Source organism: Tenacibaculum sp. Mcav3-52, from assembly GCF_022347665.1.
GTDB lineage: Bacteria > Bacteroidota > Bacteroidia > Flavobacteriales > Flavobacteriaceae > Polaribacter > Polaribacter mesophilus.
The window spans coordinates 276,409-299,055 of record NZ_JAKRGE010000001.1; the positions used below are offsets into that span (position 1 = coordinate 276,409).

The window sequence follows — 22,647 nt, forward strand, 5'->3', positions numbered from 1 at the left end:
TAACTTAATATTAACACAATTAGAATTTTCGTAGTTTTGCCTCCCTTTCGCTTTATTTTTTAGCTATGGGAAACAAATGTATTTAAATATTTTACAAACAATCATTTATGAAAAATTTTACGATAACAATGTTATTGCTTTTTTCAGGTTTATTTGGCTTGAATGCACAGAACATTGTAAAGGGGATTGTAATAAACGGCGATTCTGAAAATCCTATGCAAGGTGTTTCTGTAAGTATAAAAGAAGTAAGCGTCTCGAGTACTACAGACGCCAGCGGGGCTTTTACACTAAATGGTTTACCAAACGGAAGACAAATTGTAACGGTATCATTAAACGGGTATGAAACCCAAAATTTTCCAGTTGAACTATCTGGAAAAACAGTAAATTTAGGCACAATCTTTATGTATGAAGATTTATCTGAAGATCAAGATTTAAGCACCATCACTATTACAGATGATGAGTTAAATGATGATACTAGTGCTGCTGATAACATTTCTGGTTTACTACAAGCCTCTAGAGATGTATATTTACGTACTGCCGCTTTTGAATGGAGTGGCTCTTTTTACAGAGTACGTGGTTTAGATTCTGAAAATGGTAAAGTTTTGATTAATGGAATTGAAATGAACAAACTATACAACGGAAGACCTCAATGGAGTAACTGGGGAGGTTTAAACGATGTATTGCGTAACCAAGAGTTTAGTAATGGACTAACTCCTTCAAACTATGCTTTTGGTGGTGTTTTAGGTTCTACAAATATTAACACAAGAGCTTCTGAATATAGTGAAGGTGGACGTATTTCTTATGCTTCTTCTAATAGAAGTTACAACCACCGTCTAATGGCAACATATTCTTCAGGTTTATTAGCTAATGGATGGGCAATAACTGTTTCTGGTAGTAGAAGAGCTGGTAACGAAGGGTATGTTGATGGTACTTTTTACGATGCCAACTCCATCTTTTTGTCACTTGAAAAGCAAATTAACGATGCTCATAGCTTAAACTTAACTGTGATTGCTGCAGAGAACGAAAGAGGAAAATCTTCACCAAATACTCAAGAGGTTTTTGATATTAAAGGAATTCGTTATAACTCATATTGGGGAAAACAAGGAGACAAAAACAGAAACTCAAGAGTTAAGAGATTATACGAACCAATTGTTATGTTGAACCACTATTGGAACCTTTCTGAAAACACTACATTAAACACTAATATTGGTTTTCAGTTTGGAGAAATAGGTAACAGTCGTTTAGATTATAACGGTGCTAACAATCCTGATCCTACGTATTATAGAAAGTTACCAAGCTGGTATTTATCAGATCCTAATGGACCAGATTATGAAAATGCATACAAATCATTAACTGGTTTCCAAAATGATGGACAAATTGATTGGGATGAATTGTATATTGGAAACGAAGGTAGTCCAGAAAATGCTCGTGTAATTTTATATGAAGATAGAAACGATGATCAGCAATTAACAGCTAATATGATTTTATCTTCAGAGTTAAATGAAAATATTACACTAACTGCAAGTGGTGAGTATAGAAAGTTAAAGTCTGAAAACTTTGCTTCTCCAATAGACATGCTTGGAGCTGTAGGTTATTTAGATGTAAATACTTTTGGTGATAATTTTAACCAACAACAAAGCAATCTTTTAACTCCTAATAGAACAATTGGACTAGGAGACCGCTTTAAATACAACTATATCTTCAATTCTGAAGTATATGGCGGTTTTGCTCAGTTACAGTTCAAATACAACAAAGTTGATTTTTATATAGCAGGACAAGCGAACAATACTACACACCAAAGAGAAGGTTTATTCCAAAACGGATACTTTCCAACTAACTCTTACGGAAAATCAGATAAGTTAGATTTCTTTAACTATGGAGCTAAAGGAGGATTAACCTATAAAATTTCTGGTCGTCACTTAATTGATGTAAACGGAGGTTATATTACAAAAGCACCTTCTCTGCGTAACTCTTTTGCCAACTCAAGAGCTAACAATGTTACAGTTGCTGATGTTGCTGAATTAAATAGTGAAAAAATATTATCTGGAGATGTTAGCTATGTTTTTAGAAGCCCTTTAATTACTTCAAGAATCACAGGTTATTATACAGACATTAAAGATGCTACAGAAATTTCATTCTACTTTGCTGACGGTATTGGAGGAGATATTCAAGATAATTCTTATTTTATCCAAGAAATCTTAACCGGTATTGATAAAAGACACTTTGGGGTTGAGTTGGGTATCGAAGCACAAGTTACTCCTACAATTAAATTAAAAGGGGCCGCAAACATTGGTCAATACACATATAATAATAATCCTGATATCGTCTTAAAATCTGACGATCCTTCGTTCAGTTTTGAAAGTAGGAAATCTAATTTAAAAAATTATAAACTAGCTGCAGGACCTCAAAAAGCATACTCTTTTGGTTTTGAATATAGAGACCCAGATTATTGGTGGTTTGGTGCCACTTTAAATTATTTAGATGAGGCTTATATTGATGTAGCTCCACTTACAAGATCATCTAACTTTATTGAAGATGTAGACGGTGCTGCTTTTGCAGATTATGACCCAATATTAGCTAGACAACTATTACAACAAGAACAATTTGACGACTACGTTGTAGTAAATATTATTGGAGGAAAATCATGGAAAGTAGGTGATGGTAAATATATCGGCTTATTTGCAAGTGTAAATAACCTATTCAACCAAGAATATAAAACAGGAGGTTTCGAACAAGGAAGAAATGCAAATTACCGCGAACTACGTAATGATAAATCTCGTGAAAAACCTATTTTCGGGAGTAAATATTGGTACGGTAGAGGCACTACTTATTTCTTAAACTTAAATTATAGATTCTAAAAAAACACTTAAAATGAAAAAAATAAATTTATACAAGATTTTTGCAATACTTTTTATTGCAATTTCTGCTTCATGTGTTGACAATAATGATTTTGAATTACCAACTATTGGACCAGATAAACAATACGAGAACTTAAAGTCTTTAGACGAAGTCATAGCACAATATAACGGTAATATAGTTGAATTTAATGACGACACCACTATCTTTGGTTATGTTGTTTCTGACGACAGAGAAGGAAATTTCTATAAAGAATTAGTTATTCAAGACAAGCCTGAAAATCCCACAGTAGGAGTTGTAATTAAAATTGATGATGCTAACTTAGGTGCTAGATATAATATAGGAAGAAAAATATATGTAAAACTAAAAGGTTTAGCCTTAAGCAAACCATATTCAGCTTTTGAAATAGGTATCAAAGGTACTGGTAATCGTACTGATAGAATAAGCGCTAACGATTATATAAGTAAAATAGATAGGTCTTCTGAAATCGTTGATATTATACCAACTACTTTAACAATTGGTGAGTTAACTGAAAATCACATCAATACCTTAGTTAAAATTGAAAACCTCCAATCTGAAACAAAAGGATTACAATATGCTTACCCTGAAGACAATAGTTATATTACAAGAACCATGACTTCTTGTGAAACTTTTGAAAAAATTGATATTTCAACAAGTAAATTTGTTAGCTTCAAAGAATACTATATCCCTGATAACAAAGGTAGCATTACTGCTATTTTAGATGAATTTGCTGGTAACTATCAATTAATTCTTAGAAACACTAATGATATTAACTTTACTGATGAATATGGTTGTAACGCACCTCCTATTGACGCTACTTTAAATGAAGTTAAAGCCTTTTATAAAGGTAGTGGAGAAGCAACAATTACAAAAAACTTAAAAATAAAAGTAGTTATTACTTCTGATTTAGCTGCTGGTAACTTACACCCCTTAAGTGCATTTGCTCAAGATCCTACTGCTGGTATTGCTTTACGTTTTAGTGGAGATCATAACTTAAACTTAGGAGACGAAGTAGAAATCGCTGTTGGAGGAACTAAACTAAGTGAATATAACGATTTATTACAATTAAACATTTCTCCTTCTAGTATTATTAAATCTACAGCAGGTACTTTGCCAACCCCTGAAACTATCACTTTCGCTCAGGCTTTAACCGGTGATTACGAAAGTAAATTAGTACAAATTAATGGAGTACAGTTTAAAGACAATACCAAAATTTATAATGGAAATAACGAGTTAATCACTGAATGTGATGGTACTCCTTTAACCACTTATGTTAGAAAAGAGGCAACTTTTGCTAACAATAATGTAAATGATAAAAAAGGGGCTATAACAGGTATTATGACTGTTTTTGAAGGTACTCCTCAAATCTATTTAAGAAACGAAACTGATCTTAATTTTACAGAAGACTATGTTACATGTGGAGGTACTACTACTAATGCTATTTTCTTTTCTGAATTAGCAGACCCTAACAATAATGCTAATGCTAGATTTATAGAGTTATATAATTCTGGAACAGATCCAATAGACTTAACAGGTTGGACAATTAGAAGATATACAAATGATGCTACTTCATCAACATCTTCAATTGACTTATCTGGTAAAACCATAGCTGGAACTAGTACTTTTGTAATTGCCAAAAATGCTGCAGAACTCTCAAGTATATATGGTGTTACTGCTGATATGGAGTCTACTTCTGCAGCAGCAGATTCTAACGGAGACGACCAATTAGAGCTAGTAGATCCAAGCGGAACTGTAATCGATATCTTTGGAGTTATTGGGGAAGATGGATCTGGTACAAATCACGAATTTGAAGATGGTAGAGCTTACCGCAAAGCTTCAGTAACACAAGGAAACCCAACATATACATTTGCAGAATGGGATATTTGGAATGACACAGGAGATGCAGGTACTACAAATGCACCTCAAGATGCTCCTGGTGCTTTTACACCTGGAGTAAGATAATCTCTTTTTTGATATAAACAACCCAAGGCTTAAACCTTGGGTTGTTTTTTTTAGCTAAGTGACACTAGATTCATGCTCTTAGTTTTTAATAAACACAAAATATTTATCAAAATGTAAGTAGACGGGTTTTCCACACGCTTTTCTTTTGATTATAGTTATGTAACGTTAAAAACACCTTTTCTTCCTTTCCATTTATTAATCGACCATTATTCCCTTTAAAGTTTTTCCCTAGAAAACTATAATAATCCTCTTGCGTTAATTCATCTATAGGCTTTTTTAATTCAACTGAAAACATACTACTATTAAACAAACTAGTCCCCATAAGCTCTTTGCTATAACAATATAGTTTATTACTATTTGAGTCTTCTATATATAAATAGTCATATATACTCATAAAAAAAGGTTTTGGCTTGTTTTCTAGCCTTAACCCTTTTGCTGTTTTTACAATTGTATTAACCCCATTATTTATCTTAATTCGTAATTCTTCATTAAAATATATATTCCCAACAGAATCTTTTATATGATAAGAGGGGTTCAAATCTTTATTATAAAGACTTTCCCATATACAAAGTAGTAAAGTGCTAAAAAAATATAAATCATACTCAGGGTTTGATTTACTTAAACCATCTATTCTTAAAACCACGGATGGATTAATAAGTTTCTCTATTTGTCTATCTATATTCTTTTTCACAGAGATGTGTTATATTTTTAGGTTAAATATTTAATCAATTTGATAAAAGCACATTTAAGTATTACATTTTTCGTTTCAATGCTTCTCTTCTATTAATATTACTTAATTACCTATAAACTCTAAATCTCTTCGTTTAATTTCTTTTCCTGTTTTCCCATCAAGTGTAACTTCTATATACTCATCCGTTTTAGGTTTGTAATAGCTTATTGTCCATACCTTTTTACCTTCTTCTTCATTCTTGTAAATTTCAGTTTTAATACCACCTCGTTTAGGATACCCCTTTTCTAATTGAATATCTTTTTTATGGCAATATTTTATAACATCTAACCAACCAAAATCGTAACCTTCATCTATATTTTCTTCTTCAGTTAAATTTCCTTTTTCATCGTAATGATACCATGTTCCATATTCTGAACCATTATTAAATCGAACCCCTTTAATTTCAATATTACCATTTAAGTAGTAATTATTCACCACACTAAATGCGTTTTTGTCATAATACACTGATTTACTATAACCATTTGAATAATCAAGAAGAATTATTAATTTATCATCTTCTTTTTTACGAACTTCTTCATTTAGTTTTTTGGTATTAAATTCTTTAATATCAAAAGTTTCAAACTCTTTAGTTATTTCTGGTATAATAATTTCTTGTTCCATTTTTAAGTTTTTTTGAGCTATACAGCTAGTGAAGCTTAGTATTATAAATATAAATACGAGTTTTTTCATTTTTAAATAGAATTATTAGCTTTAATCCATTGCCAATGAAATAGGCTACAACGATTATTGTTATTTCTTGGATTATGATGTGAATAGTCTAACAGATTATCTGTTTTACTATATTGATAGGTAAATTCTGCATTAGTAGAAATACTATTTGTAAAAGTATGCACTAAATTTAATGAATGTGAAAATTCAAAATAAGACTCAGTTGATAGCAGAAAACATATTACTTAATTGCCTATAAACTCTAAATCTCTTCGCTTAACTTCTTTTCCTGTTTTTCCATCAAGTGTAACTTCCATATACTCATCTGTTTTAGGTTTGTAATAGCTTATTATCCAAACCTTTTTACCTTCTTCTTCATTCTTGTAAATTTCGGTTTTAATACCACCTCGTTTAGGATAACCCTTTTCTAACTGAATATCGTTTTTATGGCAATATTTTATAATATCTAACCAACCAAAATCATAGCCTTCATCGGTATTAATTTCATTAATTAGTTTTCCTTTTTTGTTAAACTTATAAATAAAACCTATAGGGTAACCATTATTAAATGAAATCCCTTTTTGTTTAATATTTCCATTTTCAAAGTATTTTTTAGAAACCATAAAATAAGAGTTATTTAAATAAATTCTACGTATGTAACCATAACTTTGAGATTCTTCTTCTAAGTATTCTTTTTTAGTTACAATAATTCTTTTACCTGAAATACTATCTAATTCTCTATTAAAAAGATTTATATTGAAAGTTTCTGACTTTTTAGTTATTTCAGGTATGATAATTTCTTGTTCCATTTTTAAAGATTTTTGAGCCATACAGCTAGTGAGGCTTAATATTGTAAATATAAATATGAGTTTTTTCATTTGTTAAATAGAATTATTAGCTTTTATCCATTGCCAATGAAATAGGCTACAACGATTATTGTTATTTCTTGGATTATGATGTGAATAGTCTAACAGATTATCTGTTTTACTATATTGATAGGTAAATTCTGCATTAGCAGAAGCTTCTATATTCGTAAAAGTATGCGCTAAATTTAATGAATGTAAAAACTCAAAATAAGACTAAGTTGATAGCAGAAAATATATAACTTAATTACCTATAAACTCTAAATCTCTTCGTTTAATTTCTTTTCCTGTTTTCCCATCAAGTGTAACTTCTATATACTCATCTGTTTTAGGCTTGTAATAGCTTATTGTCCATACCTTTTTACCTTCTTCTTCATTCTTGTAAATTTCAGTTTTAATACCACCTCGTTTAGGATACCCCTTTTCTAATTGAATATCTTTTTTATGGCAATATTTTATAACATCTAACCAACCAAAATCGTAGCCTTCATCTGTATTAATTTCATTAATTAGATTCCCTTCTTTGTTAAACTCATACCATGTTCCAAATTCTGAACCATTATTAAATGAAATTCCTTTAATCTCAAGCCCTCCATTTGGGTAAAAGTTTTTAGTTATAGAAAAATAGCTGTCTTTTAAATAAATCCCCTTACTATATCCAGATTTAACTTTTGTTTTTTTTGTATCTCCTGTATAAACTATATGCCCTTCATCAGCTTCTTCCACTACTTTAGAAAGGTTTTTAATTTGGAATTTTTCTATATTGAACTTCTCAAATTTTTTAGTTATTTCTGGTATGATAATTTCTTGTTCCATTTTTAAGTTTTTTTGAGCTATACAGCTAGTGAAGCTTAGTATTGTAAATACAATTAAGAGTTTTTTCATTTTTTAAATTGAATTATTAGCTTTTATCCATTGCCAATGAAATAGGCTACAACGATTATTGTTATTTCTTGGATTATGATGTGAATAGTCTAACAGATTATCTGTTTTACTATATTGATAGGTAAATTCTGCATTAGCAGAAGCTTCGATATTGGTAAAAGTATGTGCTAAATTTAATGAATGTAAAAACTCATGCGCAGCCGTTTGGTCGTTAGCCGACTTAAATACTACGACATAGTCTGCATTAGCAGCAGAGAAGCCACTTAAATTACCGTTGGGATGGTAACCATGCTCAGCAAAATAAAAAGCTTTAAAAAAGTCAGGGTTATCATATTTAGCATCTATACTTTTTAGTTTCTTTTTTAAATAACTAACAATACTTTCTCTAGGAATCGCAGGCTTTGCAGGAGTGGTAGCTGTTGCAGGTATTGCAGCTACTGGAGTACTTACATTTTGAATTTTATTGTTTTTAATAAACCTTGAAAAATCAGGATCAGACCTTAAGTCTATGTCAACTATTACAGAATCTGGATGTAATTGTATATAAGCTTGTTCTAAATATTTATTAATTCTACCTTTTTCTCTTGAAGCATCTGATGTATTAACTCTTGAATTTCTATTTAATTTTGTTGTTATCTGTACAAACACCACTTTTTTCTGTTTGTGTTTAGACGCATCGTTCGCCCATACATTAATTTTACCTGTCACAACACCTTCTTGCTGGTTTTCTTTATACGCTTTTATAATTATTTCTTGGCTGGTTGTAAACTCCTTATCGCATTTTATGGTAACAATATCGCTTAGCTTTTTCTTTCCGCCTTTATTTTTAATATCTACTTTTTTAGGAGTAATGGTAAAATGTTCATTGTCTTCAAATAGTAAATAATCTCCTTTTTCGGTAACATCTATATGAATTTTAACCTTAGCTTCTTTACCTTTTTTTAAACTCATCCATTCTGTATAGTGCGTATAGTCAACTTGCTTACCACTAGCATCTGTAACCTTCTTCCATGGTACTTTGACAGAACCGTAATTTTTCTCTTTTAATTTTTTAAACTGATTGGGGTCTTTTTTAAAGTGTCCCTTGTATTGGTTTGGATTTTTCTCTAAAATAGTGTGTGCACTATCCTTATATTGTTTAGATATAATATCTTCAAATTTAGTATCTCTAAATAAACTAGTATCATTTTTTCTAATCCAATCAAACCCAAACTCTCCTTTCCAATTATCATTTGGTCTAAAGCTTACTAATATTTTAGGTTTTGGTTCTATCTTTAATTGTGTACTTTCTTTAGTACTATTAAAATAGGTTGCAGTAGCAACCAGTTCATCTATCTCTACATTTTTAAAATCTTCCCACTCTTTCTTTATTTTAAAGTCGGTTATAGTTACTTTATTACCAGTAACATGTTCTTCTAAAACTATTTCTTTAGTATTATTATCAAAATTGGTATTATCTTTTTTTGCAATACTAATTTTTATCTTTCCTCCATTAGGATTATTTAAATCTATTTCAAGACCCAAGTTTTCTTCGTAATGACTACTATTTACAACTTCATTACTCTTATTAATCCAGTTTACTTTTACAACACGAGGTGTTGTCTCTTCTTGTGCCTTATAAGGAGTATCTTCTATAGGCGGTATAAAACTCTCTTGCCATGGTTTTATATAACGAGTTGGGCTTTTTCTACGCCAATCGGTACTATTATTAAAAAAACGATAATCTTGCATTGCAGGCGATATGGTTAAGGTAACCTGCATACCTTTTTGATTATCAAAAACCTCATGGTAGTTTATAAGTACACCGTCTTGAAAGTTGTATTGGAATAGTTCTACTCCGTCAAAATCATCTTCATAAAAAACTACTTTACCATCTCTTAATAGATAAAGATTAAAAGGATGACGTATTTTTTTATTGTCTTTTCTATCCGCTATGATCCATTCAATAAAGGTATCATCGTACATTTCTGGTTTAAAAGTAACGGTAAAAGCACCTCCCATTAGGGCTGATGTAGGTTTGCCGTTCCAATCGGTAAGACGAATGTAATTTAAACTAGTAGAGATTAATTCTCGTTCCTCTCCACACACAAAGAGTTTGGCTTTTATATTCATAGTAATTTTCTTTATAGCTAAACACTGTTATACAGAAACTTAACAGCTTCTACATAAAAACATTGATAACAAATTTAATAGAAATAAAATAAGAGCAAAAAAATAGATAGAAAAATAATTTTAAAAAAACTACTATATTTAAAGCGCTTAACAAAAAGAAGTTATAAAAATTGCTTTTGTATTTAAATTGCTGTATACAATAAAAAATTAACATCCTTTATAACCCATAAGGTTAAGCAAAAAACAATACAATAACTTAAAATTACAATCTTATGGCATCAATTTCAGAAACAGGTCATGCAAAAAATGTAGCTAACTTTCAAGAACTAATATCTTTTTGTAAAGGATATGCAGAAACGTATAACCCTGTAAATACACGGTTAACTATTACTGAATTAGAAAAACTATATACCACTGCCTCAGAAAAATTAGAAGAAGTAGCCACTGCAAAAGCAGCGTATAGTAACGCAGTGAACAATCGTAAAAATGCTTTTGCAAACTTAAAATCACTAGCAACAAAAACACTTAATAGTTTTATAGTATCTGGCGCAGATGCGTTAGCTATTCAAAATGCAAAAACAATTAACAGAAAACTACAAGGGTCGTCAAAAAAAACAACTGTAGAAAAAGAAAAAACAATAGAAGAGTCAACAAACAAAACAATTTCCACCTCACAACAATCTTACGATCAGTTAATCAACCACTTTGCAAACCTCATACAAGTTTTAGTACAAAATACCATTTACAACCCAAACGAAGAAGAACTAAAAACAACTTCGTTACAGGCTAAACTTAACCAATTACAAGAAAACAACACAAAGCTAATTAATGCCTATACACAGTACAGCAATGCTATGATTCAAAGAAACAATACACTATACAATCCATTAACAGGCTTAGTACAAACATCAAAAGAAGTAAAACTTTACGTAAAAAGTATATTCGGTACCAAAAGCCCTAAATACAAACAAATAAGTGGGTTAGAATTTAAAGTTATAAGAAAATAACTAATAGCTTTATTATTAAAGCAAACTGCAGTTACACTTTGTGTAACTGCAGTATTTTTTTTTATAAATGGTAAAAATAGTTAAGCTAACTGAATTTATTATTTTATATACTTCAATTATACTTTTTATAACTTCTTTAATATTTTTACTTACTGCAATATTATTTTTATCATAAACATTTATAAAACTATAAACTCAAATAACATATAAAGAAGTTGCAATAATAATTCTACTAACTTAAAGTTTTATTTTTACACTTTGTAAAACCTACTTTTTAACCAATTGTTTAGTATACCTTTTCCCTGTATCATCTAAAGACACAAAATAAATTCCTGCTGATAGTTTTGAAACATCTATATTACTATTTCTAGAACTCATTTTTACTTTTGTAAGCAACCTTCCGTTAGCATTATAAATAGCAACTTCTCTATTTTTCCACAACTCATTATTTACTTGTAAAACTATAGAATTTCCTTCAATAGGGTTAGGTGAAAAGACAATTACATCTTTATCATTTACTAAAACTTGCCTTACATTTAAATTATCGGTTTTAGCACTACCACAATTTCCTATATTATTCCATCCATTTGAAGTTCTCTCATACAAAACATTAAAATAAACAACCTTATCACCAACCTGATAGTTTTGGGAAGGATCATATTGAGGCACACCATCACAAATATTAGTATTAGTACCTCCATCACCCTCAATAATAGTTATAGTATAATCTTCAACCTCACCATAATCAAACGAACCACAAGAAGAAGGAGTATTATTGTATCGCATAGACACTCTCATTCTTGTAACACCTAATTTTGCAGTAGTAGGTACAGTAAAGCTTCCATTAACTGAATTATCAGTAGAAGCACTTTTAACCCACACTTGCTCTCCGTTATCTTCAAAATCAGAATCCTGATTATAATCAATCCAAACAGTATATCCTTCTTTATAAACTGTACCTGTCCATTTTGGAGTAACGGTAATTGTGTTGGAACTCCCTTGTTCTAAATCAGTAGAAATACTAGTAAAATCTTGATATCCATTTGTAGCTCCTGAATTATTATTAATTGACCCAAGTGTTACATTCTGAATATATTCATCATTTACATTATTTCCTTTTGATTCACAATACGTTGGTACACTAACGCTTCCTTTACTTTTAGCTACTTCAATTAAATACTCCAAACCAAGTTTCGCAAATTTTGCCGCATGCGTAGCATTTGCAGTTGGAAATCGGTCAGACGTATCGTTCACTGTATGAATATATGGACTCGAACCATTAAATGAAGCTTCAAAAGGAAAAGCTGCATCATACCCTTGTTGTGCCCAACTATAATGATCTGAACAACCATAATTACATCGTGTATAATCGTAAGTAAATTGATGACTTCCTGAAGCATTGTAATGATCCATAAGGCTAGCTAAAAAAGCATTAAGGGTACTGCTATTATAACTATCATCAGAAATATAAACATCCTTTGGTGACCCTTTGTAATTCGTCATATCAAACTGCACATACGACAACACATTAACATTTCTATTTTTATAATCCTGAGCAATTTCTTTTGAACCTCTTAAGCCAACTTCTTCAGCAGCAAATGCCATAAACTCTATAGTTCTTTTTGGTTCAAAATTCATTTCAAAAAGTACTCTTGCCATTTCAGTAATCGTAGCAATACCAGAAGCATTATCATCAGCACCAGGAGCATTCGTTTCTCTTTCTGGACTAACAGAATCAATATGACCACCTATTATTACGTATTCATTTGGAAGATCACTTCCTTGAATAGTCATAACAACCGAAGGCATTGTGGTACTATTGTGATTAACTATTCTCACACTAACATCAGACCTGCCACTAGCCATGGTTTCCCATTTCTGTTTTAAATCCAGAACAGCATCTTTTGCCTTTTGTGTAGTATGATATCTAGTACCATAGTTTTCAAGCTCTACTATTTGATTCGCAATATTTGTATTATTCACCAAACCCAAACTTTGATTTACAAGTTGGTCTTCACTAATAGTGTAAGAAGCTCTTTTATAATGCGATTTTTTACTTTGTAACTTTTGAATAGTTTGTAAAGCATCTTTTTCAGAAGACTCATAAATAAACCCAGGACCATGAGTTAAAATCATATGGTGTAACTTTTCTGCCGCATAATCACTTAACTTAACAGCACTGAAGCCATTAGCAGAGGAAATAATTTTAATATCAGAAGGAGCAACTTCTTGCAGTTTTAAGGCGTCTTTAGTTTCAATGGTACCATAAAACATCTTTTTTTGGCTGTAAATAGTAGAAAAACTAAGGCACAGCAATAGTAGCGAAAGTAGAAAATACTTTTTTTTCATTTTTGAAGGGTATTAATATTAATTTAAAATTTTACGTAAGTTATTAAAAATTAACATTATAGAGTAATAATTGTTTTTTTAATTATCTTTTAGTTATAAACTTAATTCTAAAATTTATTCATTCTATCGCTCAACCAGTTTTGCAGTATATTCCTTTTTTTGCATCTTTATATACACACAAATTTTTGCTACAAATGTTTTCAAAACATAGAATAACCAGAGCTTTTAAAGAAGCAAAAGAACTACCTTTAAACAAGTATTCTAAATACATTTTATTTTCTGATTGCCATAGAGGTGATAACAGTTTTGCTGATGATTTTGCTCATAATAGAAAAATATATCATTATGCCTTATCTCAATATTTACAAAAAGAATTTACTTATATAGAATTAGGAGATGGTGATGAGCTTTGGGAAAATAAATTTGCAAATATTTTCAATGCAAATAAAAACATCTACTTATTACTTCAAAAGTTTCATCAACAAAACAAACTACATTTTATTTGGGGGAATCATGATATGAATTACAGAAAACCTAAAAACGTTGCTAAAAACTTTAACTCTTATTACGATACCATTGACGGAAAAAAGAAAGAATTAATGCCCAATGCTTCCTTTTCAGAAGCAATTAAATTGATACAAGAAAATGGGAAATCTATTTTTTTACTTCACGGTCATCAAGCAGATTGGTTTAACTATACTTTTTGGAAATTAAGTAGGTTTTTAGTTCGTTTACTATGGCGACCACTACAAATACATGGAATTAAAGATCCTACAAGTCCCGCTCAAAACTTTAAAGAGCTCATAAAGGTAGAGAAACGTTTGGAAAAATGGATTAAAAACAATAATAACCAAATGATTGTTACAGGACACACACACCGTCCTCGATTTCCATCAGAAAACGAGCTTCCACATTTTAACGATGGTAGTTGTGTACACCCAAGATGCATTACTGGTTTAGAAATTGAAAACAATGAAATAACTCTTATTAAATGGCATGTAATTACTAATAAAGATGGTACCATGCAGATAACAAGAACAGTTCTTGAAGGGCCTAAAAAAATAACTAACTACATTTAAAGCCTTAACTCTTTCTTAACTTCAGGTATTACATCTTATAACAATTTATTAAATTACACTTAATATTTACATTAAAAAAGAGAAATACTTTTGAATTACCTCTAACTTGAGGTGTATGGTCAATATAAATTTATTAGTTTTTGTCGACTATTTATTTGACTTACCATATACTGCCTTGAAAACAAGGCAGTTTTTTTAATATTTGCTTAACTTTAAGTTAACATTAGGGTTAGTAATTTGTCTCGACAAAAACTAATAAATTATCCTTAATGTATTACAAAAAAATACTTACAGCTGTAAGTATATTTATGTTGACGCATATATATGCACAACAAGGAAAAGACTCAAAATTTGGTAATGGCTTATTTAATATCATAGGGAAAGATAGTACTTGGTCTATGAAAATGAGTGCCAGAATGCAATTCTTAGCAACTGCCGAATGGGATTCTAACAAAGATGGTTTATACAACCCAACATCTTCAATGTTAGTAAGAAGAGCTCGTTTAAAATTTAAAGGATTTGCTTTTTCCCCTAAATTAAAATATAAAATGGAGCTTGGGTTATCTAATAGAGATATTAGTGGCGCTTCTGAACATACAGGAAACGCACCAAGATATATTTTAGATGCTGTTATAAAGTGGAATTTCTTTCAAAATTTTGAATTATGGTTTGGGCAAACCAAACTACCTGGCAACCGTGAGCGTATTATTTCTTCAGGTGATATGCAATTAGTAGATCGCTCTCTATTAAACAGCCGTTTTAATATTGATAGAGATATGGGAGTACAATTAAAACACCATTTTAATTTATCTGACAAGTTTATTGTAAAAGAAGCACTAGCCTTTTCTCAAGGTGAAGGAAGAAATGTTACTGTAGGCAACCTAGGAGGACATCAATATACCGCTCATCTAGAACTTTTACCTTTTGGAAAGTTTGAAGGTAAAGGAGATTATGTAGGTGGTGACTTAAAAAGAGAACAAACACCTAAACTTGCTATTGGTATGAGTTACGACTTTAATAACAATGCCGTAAAAACTAGAAGTAACCAAGGTACTTATATGGTTAATGATGAAGGATACTATCAAACAAACATATCAACCTTTTTTATGGATGCTATGTTCAAGTATAAAGGATTCTCTTTTATGGGAGAATATTCATACCGAGACGCCGAAGATCCTTTCGCAAAAAACTCAGACGGCACACTTACTGGAGAAATTGTACAAGTAGGAAGTGGTTTAAACCTTCAATCAGGATATTTGTTTTCTAAAAACTGGGAAATATCTGGTCGTTTTACTAATATTTCTTTAGATAAAAAAATCACAGGAAAAGGAACTGAAAATCAATATACAATAGGATTATCAAAGTATATTGTTGGTCATAAATTAAAAGTACAAACCGACATTAGTTACTTAGATATAGCGACAGCTACTAATCAATTAATGTATAGATTACAGGTCGACATACACCTTTAAATGATAACATAAACATAACATGAGAGCATTCTTGTGTAACTAAATTTGCAAAACTTAATTAAAAACTAAAAAATGGGAGATCCATATATTTTGATGCTAGTCGCTTTGGCTGTTTTAGCTATTGTAGACTTGGTTGTTGGAGTTAGTAACGATGCTGTAAACTTTTTAAATTCAGCAATCGGTTCTAAAGCAATTAAAGTAAGAAATATTATGATAATTGCGAGTGTTGGAGTATTTTTTGGAGCAGTTACTTCAAGCGGAATGATGGAAGTTGCGCGTAAGGGGATATTTAATCCTAACATGTTTATGTTTCAAGACATCATGTTTATTTTTATGGCAGTTATGATTACTGATATTTTACTATTAGATATCTTTAATTCATTGGGTATGCCTACATCAACTACTGTTTCTATTGTATTTGAATTATTAGGAGCCGCAGTTTGCATTTCGTTAATTAAAATATCTGCTAATGATTCACACTCAATTTCTGATATATGGAATTATATAAATCATAAAAAAGCAGTTCAAATTATAAATGGTATACTACTCTCTGTTGTAGTAGCATTTTCTGTTGGTGCTATAGTACAGTTTTTTTCTCGTTTAATTTATTCATTTAACTTTGAGAAAAGACCTACCTATATCAACTCTTTATTTGGTGGTTTTGCTATTACTGCAATTACTTATTTCATAATTATAAAAGGGATGAAAGGAACACCTTTTTATAGTGATGTTAAACATTTAATTGAAGGAAATACATTGCTCATTATTACTGGAAGCTTTATTTTTTGGAGTGTAATATCTCATATATTAATACAGTTTTTAAAAGTTAATATTTTAAAATTAATTATTGGTATTGGTACTTTCTCTTTAGCTATGGCTTTCTCTGGTAACGATTTAGTAAACTTTATTGGTGTACCAATTGCTGCTTGGAACTCATACCAAGCTTGGGAAGTATCTGGTGTTGCTCCTGATGCTTTTTCTATGGGGATTTTAGCTAAAAAAGTACCTTCTAACGTATGGTTATTATTGTTAGCTGGAGCTATTATGGTGGTTACTTTGTGGACTTCTAGTAAAGCGAGAAATGTTATTAAAACTGGTATCGATTTATCACGTCAAGGAGATGGGCATGAAAAGTTTCAACCAAATCCATTATCAAGAATTGTAGTACGAAGTGCTATGGGAATTAATGCGGTTGTTAGTTTTATTGTACCTAAGAAAACTTTAAACTTTATAGATTCTAAGTTTCAAAAACCTGTAATTGAGTTACCTAAAGACAAAACGTATGAAATGCCTGCTTTCGATTTAGTAAGAGCATCTGTAAACTTAATTGTTGCTGGTATTTTAATTTCTATTGCAACCTCTATGAAGTTACCTTTATCAACTACTTATGTAACGTTTATGGTAGCAATGGGTACTTCTTTAGCTGATAGAGCTTGGGGGCGTGAAAGTGCCGTTTATAGAGTTGCTGGTGTAATTAATGTTATTGGAGGATGGTTCTTAACAGCCATTACAGCTTTCTTAACTGCTGCTTTAGTAGCTTATTTAATTAGCTGGGATATGGTAATGATTCCTGTATTGTTATTGGTGGTTGCTCTTTTAATTGCAAGAAACACATTACAACACAGAAAGAAATCTAAAGAAGAAAAGAAACAAGTACATATGGAAAGAGCAGAATTAATCACTATTAACGGAGTGATTGAAGAAAGCTCAGATCATATTGCTGGTGTTGCTCATCGTATTAACAAATTATACTCAAGCGTTGTAAAAGATCTTGCTACTCACGATTTAATAAAATTACGTAAAACTGATAAGCACGTTACTAAGTTAAACGATGAAATCGATAACTTAAAAGACGGAGTTTTCTATTTTATTAAGTCGTTAGACGATACTTCAGTACAAGCAAGTAGGTTTTATATTTTAATTTTAGGGTATTTGCAAGACGTTGCTCAGTCTATTAGTTATATATCTAGAGCTACTTATAAGCACGTTAACAACAATCACAAACACCTTAAAAAAGGGCAAATTAAAGATCTTAAGAGTATTGATAATACACTTTCTAAGTTATTAACTGATATTGGAGATACTTTTGAAAATAGAAGCTTTGATAATTTAGAGCATATTATTAATGAAAAGAAAGAATTATTAAAGGATGTATCTAAATCTATTGAAAAACAAGTAGATCGTATTAGAACAGACGAAACAAGTCCAAAAAATACTACATTATACTTTAGTATTTTAATAGAGACACAAGATTTGGTTTCTGGATTAATGAGTTTACTAGAAACCTACGAAGAGTTTCATATTAGTACAAAATCAGCAGAAATAGAAGCTTAATCAAACAAAAGTCGAGGGATCACCTCGGCTTTTTTATTTCTCTATTTTTATAAACTATAATTATTACTTCTTCTTCATGGGGCGCATTAAACCTTCTTGTGCTACCGAAGCAATCAGTTTACCTTCCCTTGTATAAATATTTCCACAAGCAAAACCTCTTGCTCCATTTGTATTAGGGCTTTCTACCGAGAACAACATCCAATCGTTAAAATCAAAATCGCGGTAAAACCACATCGAATGATCTAAACTTGCCATTTGTGTGTTTCCGAAATTAGCTACACTTGCATTTGGGTTTAAACAAGCCGTTAAAATATTATAGTCTGATATATACGTTAATATTTGTTGTTTAATTCCTAACGATAAATCAGAAGCTTCTCCTTTTAATTTAAACCAAACATCTACTACTGGAGGTAAATCTTTTCGGTCTAACGGATTTACGATCTGCACTGGTTTAAAATCAATAGGTCGCTCAATACTTAAAAAATCTTTCATTTTCTTTGGTAAAAAAGCTCCAAATTGATCTAACATATCTGTCCAACTCAACAACTCTTCAGGTTGTTTTAAGTCTTTTTTTATAGGCATTTGATGCTCATATCCTTCTTCTTCTTTATGAAAAGAACAAGACAGTATAAAAATCGTTTTATCTTTTTGATGTGCTGTAACTCTACGTGTAGAGAAACTACCTCCATCACGAATAGTTTGCACGTTGTAAGTTATAGGCAACTCTAAATTTCCTGCCTCTAAAAAATACGAGTGTAGCGAATGTAATATACGTTCTTTAGGTGTCGTTCTATACGCTGCATTTAGTGCTTGTGCTAATACTTGGCCTCCAAAAACATTTGGACTTCCTATATCTCTACTTACTCCATTAAAATTCCCTTCACCTAAATCGTCAAGGGTAAGTATATTTAATAATTCTTGTGTGTTTTTCATTTGTTAATACAGTAAAAAGGGTTAATTCTTTATACTTGTTTTGTTTTAAAAGGCTTTATTAACCTAAATTCTGTTGGTTGAATTCTGTTCAAAAATAAGCTTAAAATACGATTTGGAATGCTTTTTCTATGTCGTAAATAAATTGTTAAGTCCTGTGGTGTTGCTCCTACTGAACTTTTTATTTCGCTAGCTGTTCTTCCAAAATTTATCGTTTTTATATTATAGTCTATACCCAATAATATATAATCATATAGCATTCGTTGGTAAATAGCATAGGTTTTATTTACGGAATAATCAATTCCTACAAAATGGGCATCTAATGAGTTTTTATTTTTTATTCCTGACAAAAAACCAACTAACTTGGTTCCTAACCAATATACTTTAATAACATAGTTATCTTTTAAATTTTCTTTTAAAGATATATACGTTTCTATATTAAAATACCCTAAATTAAAGCTTGCCTTGTTTGATACATTTTTATACAATGACGTCACACTTGGCAATAATTGTTTCAAAACATCAATACTTACTTCTTCCGTTCGTAAGTCTTTACTCTTCTGTAACGCTTTTTTTGCTTTTACTCTATACTTTGTTTTTAATGCTGCTAAATAATCATCAAAAGTATTCCAATTATCATCTAACGTTAACATCATATTTGGATCTACATTAAACGAATTATATCCTACACTATGTAAAGCATCAGTAATAAAAAGCGATTCGTTTACAAAATCTTTCAACATAAAAGCATCAATTGTTTCTTTTGAAATGTCTTTTTCAAAGGCTACAATAGCTTTAGCTAGCTGTTTTACAATTCGCTTTTTATCTTTATTTGGTTTAATAAATATTCCGTGCTCTCCACTTACAAAAGTATTACCGCATGTAAGTATTTTAAATGGTTTTTGAGGAGACAACAAATGTAGTTTCCTCCCTATACATCGTATCCATTCTACAACCGATTGTAAATTATTTTGAACACTTTCTAAATAAAAATCTACCAATTGAATAGTAGCAAAGGCTATTGATTCTTTGTTTTCATCAAATAATAAAATATAAGAAAACTGTATTTGTTGATTGTTCTTTTCTAAAGCTTCTAAATACGCTGGCTGAAGGTATAAATTATCTACACAGTCAAGCTCTTTCCAAACATTTTCAGGTATTTCCCTTACTGAAGAAAAGTAGCGTATGTTGGATGATTTTTTTTTACAGGATAAAATAATAGTGTTCTTTACGGTTTCTATTCGTGTAAATTAGTAAAAGTTTACTAATTATTCTATTAATTGTTTTAAACGACACCATTATTCCAAACAGGCACTTTTAAAAATCTACTTATTTTTACCATATCGCTCAACAAGTATTCTTTATCTCCATGATTTAACAAGTTATAACGTTCTCCACTTTGAGTAACTAAATTCACCTCGTAACAATGGTAGCCTCCAGACTTGTTTCCTTGAATAAATTTTGATAAAACTTGTAAAGCATATACTTGCTGAAAAGGTATAATTTCACCATCTACCAATACCTTTCTTTTTTGTGAGTTTAAAAAAGCTTTAGCTCCAAATGAAAACAATAAAAAAACTCCTATTAATACAAAGGGACCTCCTGAGATGAAAAACATTTTTCCTCCTTGCATAAAGGTTAATGGCTCTTTTGAAAACTCAAAAAACTCTATATAAGACCAAGCCACATAATTTAATCCCATCAAAAAGAAACTCCAAGCCATAAATTTCATATAAGTACTCGAAGTAATTTTATATCCAGAACTCGTTTTTCGTAAACGTTCGCTTAGAAAATTACTCCCTGACCCTTTAACTGGATCCCAAGAAATGTATTGCCCTATAGCGTCTGTTGTAAAATCTTCAAAAGAAAATTCTATCTGTTTATTATTTGACGAGTTTTTCTTTCTTTTTGCCCAGTAACTAGAACCAAACATACCAATAAACATAAAAGCTAATACTGCCAGCATTCCGCCTGTTTTATAATAGGTGTACCGTTGTTTATCTATACTCAACTGATGAATTGGAACTGTAATTTCTAGACGTTTTATATTGTTTAAATCTTCTCTTGTAGGTTTAGTAAGTTGTTGTAATGAGTCCAGTTTTCGTGCACTTTGTTGTACTTCAATTTCTCTCTTATGAAATGATTCATACATGTTTTGTAACTGAGGAAATACTACAAAAAAGAAAATTCCGATTGGAATTATTGCAAAAACCCAAGAGCTGGTGAGAGATACTTTTTTCATGTTTTATTTTTTGGAAAGCAAATTTGAGAAAAGTTTTTGGTTTTGTCGTATAAAAAAAGACCTTTACATAAATGTAAAAGTCTTTCTAAATTATATTTTAAAAACTCTATTTGCAGTATTCTACTTCAAATGAACCAGATACTTTATTTTGTTTATCGATTGATTTAGCTTCTATTTTTAAATTAATTTTAGAATCTGAAATACTTACAACTTCAACATTTGATCCCAAAACATTAACTAAGTTTCCTTCTCCATCTTTGAAAACAACATTTACATCATTATACGTTCCTACTTTACCTTCTACTAATAAAGAAACTTCTAACTTATAATCAAAAATATCTGAATCACAACCTACCTCTTCGTTTGTAATATTAATTGAAACTTCTCCATCTTTTCCTGATGCAAATGACTTCCCTCCTTTAGCAGTAAAATCTTTTCCATATACCTTTCCTTTTAAAATAGTACTGGGTATTGGAGTACCTATGTTGTCCGTATTATCATCATCTGAACAACCAGTCATTACCAATGTTAAACATACTAAAGTTACATAACTAATTTTGAAAAAATTTTTCATTTATTGAATATTTATTATTTTTTAATAAGCGCTAATATAACCTAAAATAAAAAAGCACTAAATAAATAGTTTATTGTTATTGTTACTCACAAAAAGGAACCGTAAAAAAGCCTTCTATTGAATTATCTGAACTTGAATTTGCTTTTATTTTTAAGGTAACTTCATTACTTGTTAACCTTACAACCTCAACAGCTCCTTGAAGGTAATTTAAAGGATTCGCTCCTTTCTTATTAAAAACTACATTCACGTTATTATAAGTTCCTAACTCTGCTTTCACATAAGTTGTAATTTTTAATTCGTAGTTGAGAACATCAGAAGTGCAATCTGCTTGAATGTTGGTTACATTTACTGAAAGTTCATTATTTCCAGACATAAATGCTTTACCTCCTTTGGCCGTAAAACTTGTTCCTAATACTTTTCCTGATAATTTTGTGTTTGCGATTCCTTCTGGATCATTATCGCTATCAGAACAACTACTCATTACTAAAGTAAGACACATCAAAACTGCATAGCTAATTTTAAAAATCTTTTTCATTTGTTTAAATTTTAATTTGTTTTTATA

18 protein-coding genes are annotated in these 22,647 nt (G+C 30.5%); 6 read left to right on the top strand and 12 right to left on the bottom strand.

The features are described from left to right. The first annotated feature begins 107 nt into the window (after positions 1-107). Positions 108-2,858, top strand: coding sequence for a TonB-dependent receptor (locus MHM83_RS01375; protein WP_239178187.1), 2,751 nt, complete (start codon positions 108-110; stop codon positions 2,856-2,858). Between the two features lie 13 nt (positions 2,859-2,871). Further along, on the top strand, positions 2,872-4,839 hold the full coding sequence (locus MHM83_RS01380; RefSeq protein WP_239178188.1) for a DUF5689 domain-containing protein: 1,968 nt from the start codon (positions 2,872-2,874) through the stop codon (positions 4,837-4,839). Between the two features lie 106 nt (positions 4,840-4,945). On the opposite strand, the gene MHM83_RS01385 is transcribed toward MHM83_RS01380, so the two are convergent. From MHM83_RS01385 to tssD, 6 genes are all read right to left on the bottom strand, one after another. Beyond that, positions 4,946-5,530, bottom strand: coding sequence for a hypothetical protein (locus tag MHM83_RS01385; RefSeq protein ID WP_239178189.1), 585 nt, complete (start codon positions 5,528-5,530; stop codon positions 4,946-4,948). Positions 5,531-5,632: 102 nt separating this feature from the next. Continuing rightward, positions 5,633-6,190: a hypothetical protein gene (locus MHM83_RS01390; RefSeq protein ID WP_239178190.1), complete on the bottom strand. Its 558-nt coding sequence runs from the start codon at positions 6,188-6,190 to the stop codon at positions 5,633-5,635. 71 nt (positions 6,191-6,261) lie between these two features. Next, complete coding sequence (locus tag MHM83_RS01395) at positions 6,262-6,423, bottom strand: hypothetical protein (RefSeq protein ID WP_239178191.1); 162 nt, start codon at positions 6,421-6,423, stop codon at positions 6,262-6,264. Between the two features lie 60 nt (positions 6,424-6,483). Further along, positions 6,484-7,047 carry a hypothetical protein gene (locus MHM83_RS01400; protein WP_239178192.1) on the bottom strand — a complete coding sequence of 188 codons (564 nt, stop codon included), beginning with the start codon at positions 7,045-7,047 and terminating at the stop codon, positions 6,484-6,486. A 297-nt stretch (positions 7,048-7,344) separates the two neighbouring features. Then, positions 7,345-7,917, bottom strand: a complete 573-nt coding sequence (locus MHM83_RS01405) for a hypothetical protein (protein ID WP_239178193.1) — start codon at positions 7,915-7,917, stop codon at positions 7,345-7,347. A gap of 72 nt (positions 7,918-7,989) precedes the next feature. After that, positions 7,990-10,098, bottom strand: a complete 2,109-nt coding sequence (tssD, locus tag MHM83_RS01410; RefSeq protein WP_239178194.1) for a type VI secretion system tube protein TssD — start codon at positions 10,096-10,098, stop codon at positions 7,990-7,992. Positions 10,099-10,370: 272 nt separating this feature from the next. Here tssD and MHM83_RS01415 point away from each other — a divergent pair, with 272 nt between their 5' ends. Beyond that, on the top strand, positions 10,371-11,105 hold the full coding sequence (locus tag MHM83_RS01415) for a hypothetical protein (RefSeq protein ID WP_047787857.1): 735 nt from the start codon (positions 10,371-10,373) through the stop codon (positions 11,103-11,105). A 267-nt stretch (positions 11,106-11,372) separates the two neighbouring features. Here MHM83_RS01415 and MHM83_RS01420 read toward each other — a convergent pair whose 3' ends face one another. Then, positions 11,373-13,379 (bottom strand): M20/M25/M40 family metallo-hydrolase, encoded by a 2,007-nt coding sequence (locus MHM83_RS01420; RefSeq protein ID WP_239178195.1) that lies wholly within the window; start codon positions 13,377-13,379, stop codon positions 11,373-11,375. Positions 13,380-13,648: 269 nt separating this feature from the next. Here MHM83_RS01420 and MHM83_RS01425 point away from each other — a divergent pair, with 269 nt between their 5' ends. From MHM83_RS01425 to MHM83_RS01435, 3 genes are all read left to right on the top strand, one after another. Further along, positions 13,649-14,533, top strand: coding sequence for a metallophosphoesterase (locus MHM83_RS01425; protein ID WP_239178196.1), 885 nt, complete (start codon positions 13,649-13,651; stop codon positions 14,531-14,533). A 269-nt stretch (positions 14,534-14,802) separates the two neighbouring features. Next, the gene (locus MHM83_RS01430) at positions 14,803-16,005 is read left to right on the top strand and encodes a porin (RefSeq protein ID WP_159488587.1); all 1,203 of its coding nucleotides are present in this window, start codon (positions 14,803-14,805) and stop codon (positions 16,003-16,005) included. Positions 16,006-16,077: 72 nt separating this feature from the next. Further along, positions 16,078-18,339 carry an inorganic phosphate transporter gene (locus MHM83_RS01435; protein WP_167712808.1) on the top strand — a complete coding sequence of 754 codons (2,262 nt, stop codon included), beginning with the start codon at positions 16,078-16,080 and terminating at the stop codon, positions 18,337-18,339. Between the two features lie 63 nt (positions 18,340-18,402). On the opposite strand, the gene MHM83_RS01440 is transcribed toward MHM83_RS01435, so the two are convergent. The 5 genes from MHM83_RS01440 to MHM83_RS01460 all read right to left on the bottom strand — a co-directional run bounded on the left by MHM83_RS01440 (position 18,403) and on the right by MHM83_RS01460 (position 22,620). Beyond that, positions 18,403-19,272, bottom strand: a complete 870-nt coding sequence (locus tag MHM83_RS01440; RefSeq protein ID WP_239178197.1) for an acyl-CoA thioesterase — start codon at positions 19,270-19,272, stop codon at positions 18,403-18,405. A 29-nt stretch (positions 19,273-19,301) separates the two neighbouring features. Continuing rightward, entirely contained in the window at positions 19,302-20,270 is a 969-nt protein-coding gene (locus tag MHM83_RS01445; RefSeq protein WP_239178198.1) for a peptidogalycan biosysnthesis protein, read from the bottom strand. Positions 20,271-20,554: 284 nt separating this feature from the next. After that, positions 20,555-21,511, bottom strand: coding sequence for a hypothetical protein (locus MHM83_RS01450; protein WP_239178199.1), 957 nt, complete (start codon positions 21,509-21,511; stop codon positions 20,555-20,557). Between the two features lie 106 nt (positions 21,512-21,617). Next, positions 21,618-22,085, bottom strand: coding sequence for a hypothetical protein (locus MHM83_RS01455; RefSeq protein WP_047787864.1), 468 nt, complete (start codon positions 22,083-22,085; stop codon positions 21,618-21,620). A gap of 82 nt (positions 22,086-22,167) precedes the next feature. Continuing rightward, the gene (locus MHM83_RS01460; RefSeq protein ID WP_125064420.1) at positions 22,168-22,620 is read right to left on the bottom strand and encodes a hypothetical protein; all 453 of its coding nucleotides are present in this window, start codon (positions 22,618-22,620) and stop codon (positions 22,168-22,170) included. Positions 22,621-22,647 lie beyond the last annotated feature (27 nt).

Coding starts and splice junctions, on each gene's coding strand:
- MHM83_RS01420 (WP_239178195.1), bottom strand. CDS start 13,379: ATGTTTTATGGTACCATTGAAACTAAAGACGCCTTAAAACTGCAAGAA.
- MHM83_RS01435 (WP_167712808.1), top strand. CDS start 16,078: ATGGGAGATCCATATATTTTGATGCTAGTCGCTTTGGCTGTTTTAGCT.
- MHM83_RS01405 (WP_239178193.1), bottom strand. CDS start 7,917: ATGGAACAAGAAATTATCATACCAGAAATAACTAAAAAATTTGAGAAG.
- MHM83_RS01380 (WP_239178188.1), top strand. CDS start 2,872: ATGAAAAAAATAAATTTATACAAGATTTTTGCAATACTTTTTATTGCA.
- MHM83_RS01400 (WP_239178192.1), bottom strand. CDS start 7,047: ATGGAACAAGAAATTATCATACCTGAAATAACTAAAAAGTCAGAAACT.
- MHM83_RS01425 (WP_239178196.1), top strand. CDS start 13,649: ATGTTTTCAAAACATAGAATAACCAGAGCTTTTAAAGAAGCAAAAGAA.
- MHM83_RS01415 (WP_047787857.1), top strand. CDS start 10,371: ATGGCATCAATTTCAGAAACAGGTCATGCAAAAAATGTAGCTAACTTT.
- MHM83_RS01375 (WP_239178187.1), top strand. CDS start 108: ATGAAAAATTTTACGATAACAATGTTATTGCTTTTTTCAGGTTTATTT.
- tssD (WP_239178194.1), bottom strand. CDS start 10,098: ATGAATATAAAAGCCAAACTCTTTGTGTGTGGAGAGGAACGAGAATTA.
- MHM83_RS01390 (WP_239178190.1), bottom strand. CDS start 6,190: ATGGAACAAGAAATTATTATACCAGAAATAACTAAAGAGTTTGAAACT.
- MHM83_RS01450 (WP_239178199.1), bottom strand. CDS start 21,511: ATGAAAAAAGTATCTCTCACCAGCTCTTGGGTTTTTGCAATAATTCCA.
- MHM83_RS01430 (WP_159488587.1), top strand. CDS start 14,803: ATGTATTACAAAAAAATACTTACAGCTGTAAGTATATTTATGTTGACG.
- MHM83_RS01440 (WP_239178197.1), bottom strand. CDS start 19,272: ATGAAAAACACACAAGAATTATTAAATATACTTACCCTTGACGATTTA.
- MHM83_RS01455 (WP_047787864.1), bottom strand. CDS start 22,085: ATGAAAAATTTTTTCAAAATTAGTTATGTAACTTTAGTATGTTTAACA.
- MHM83_RS01460 (WP_125064420.1), bottom strand. CDS start 22,620: ATGAAAAAGATTTTTAAAATTAGCTATGCAGTTTTGATGTGTCTTACT.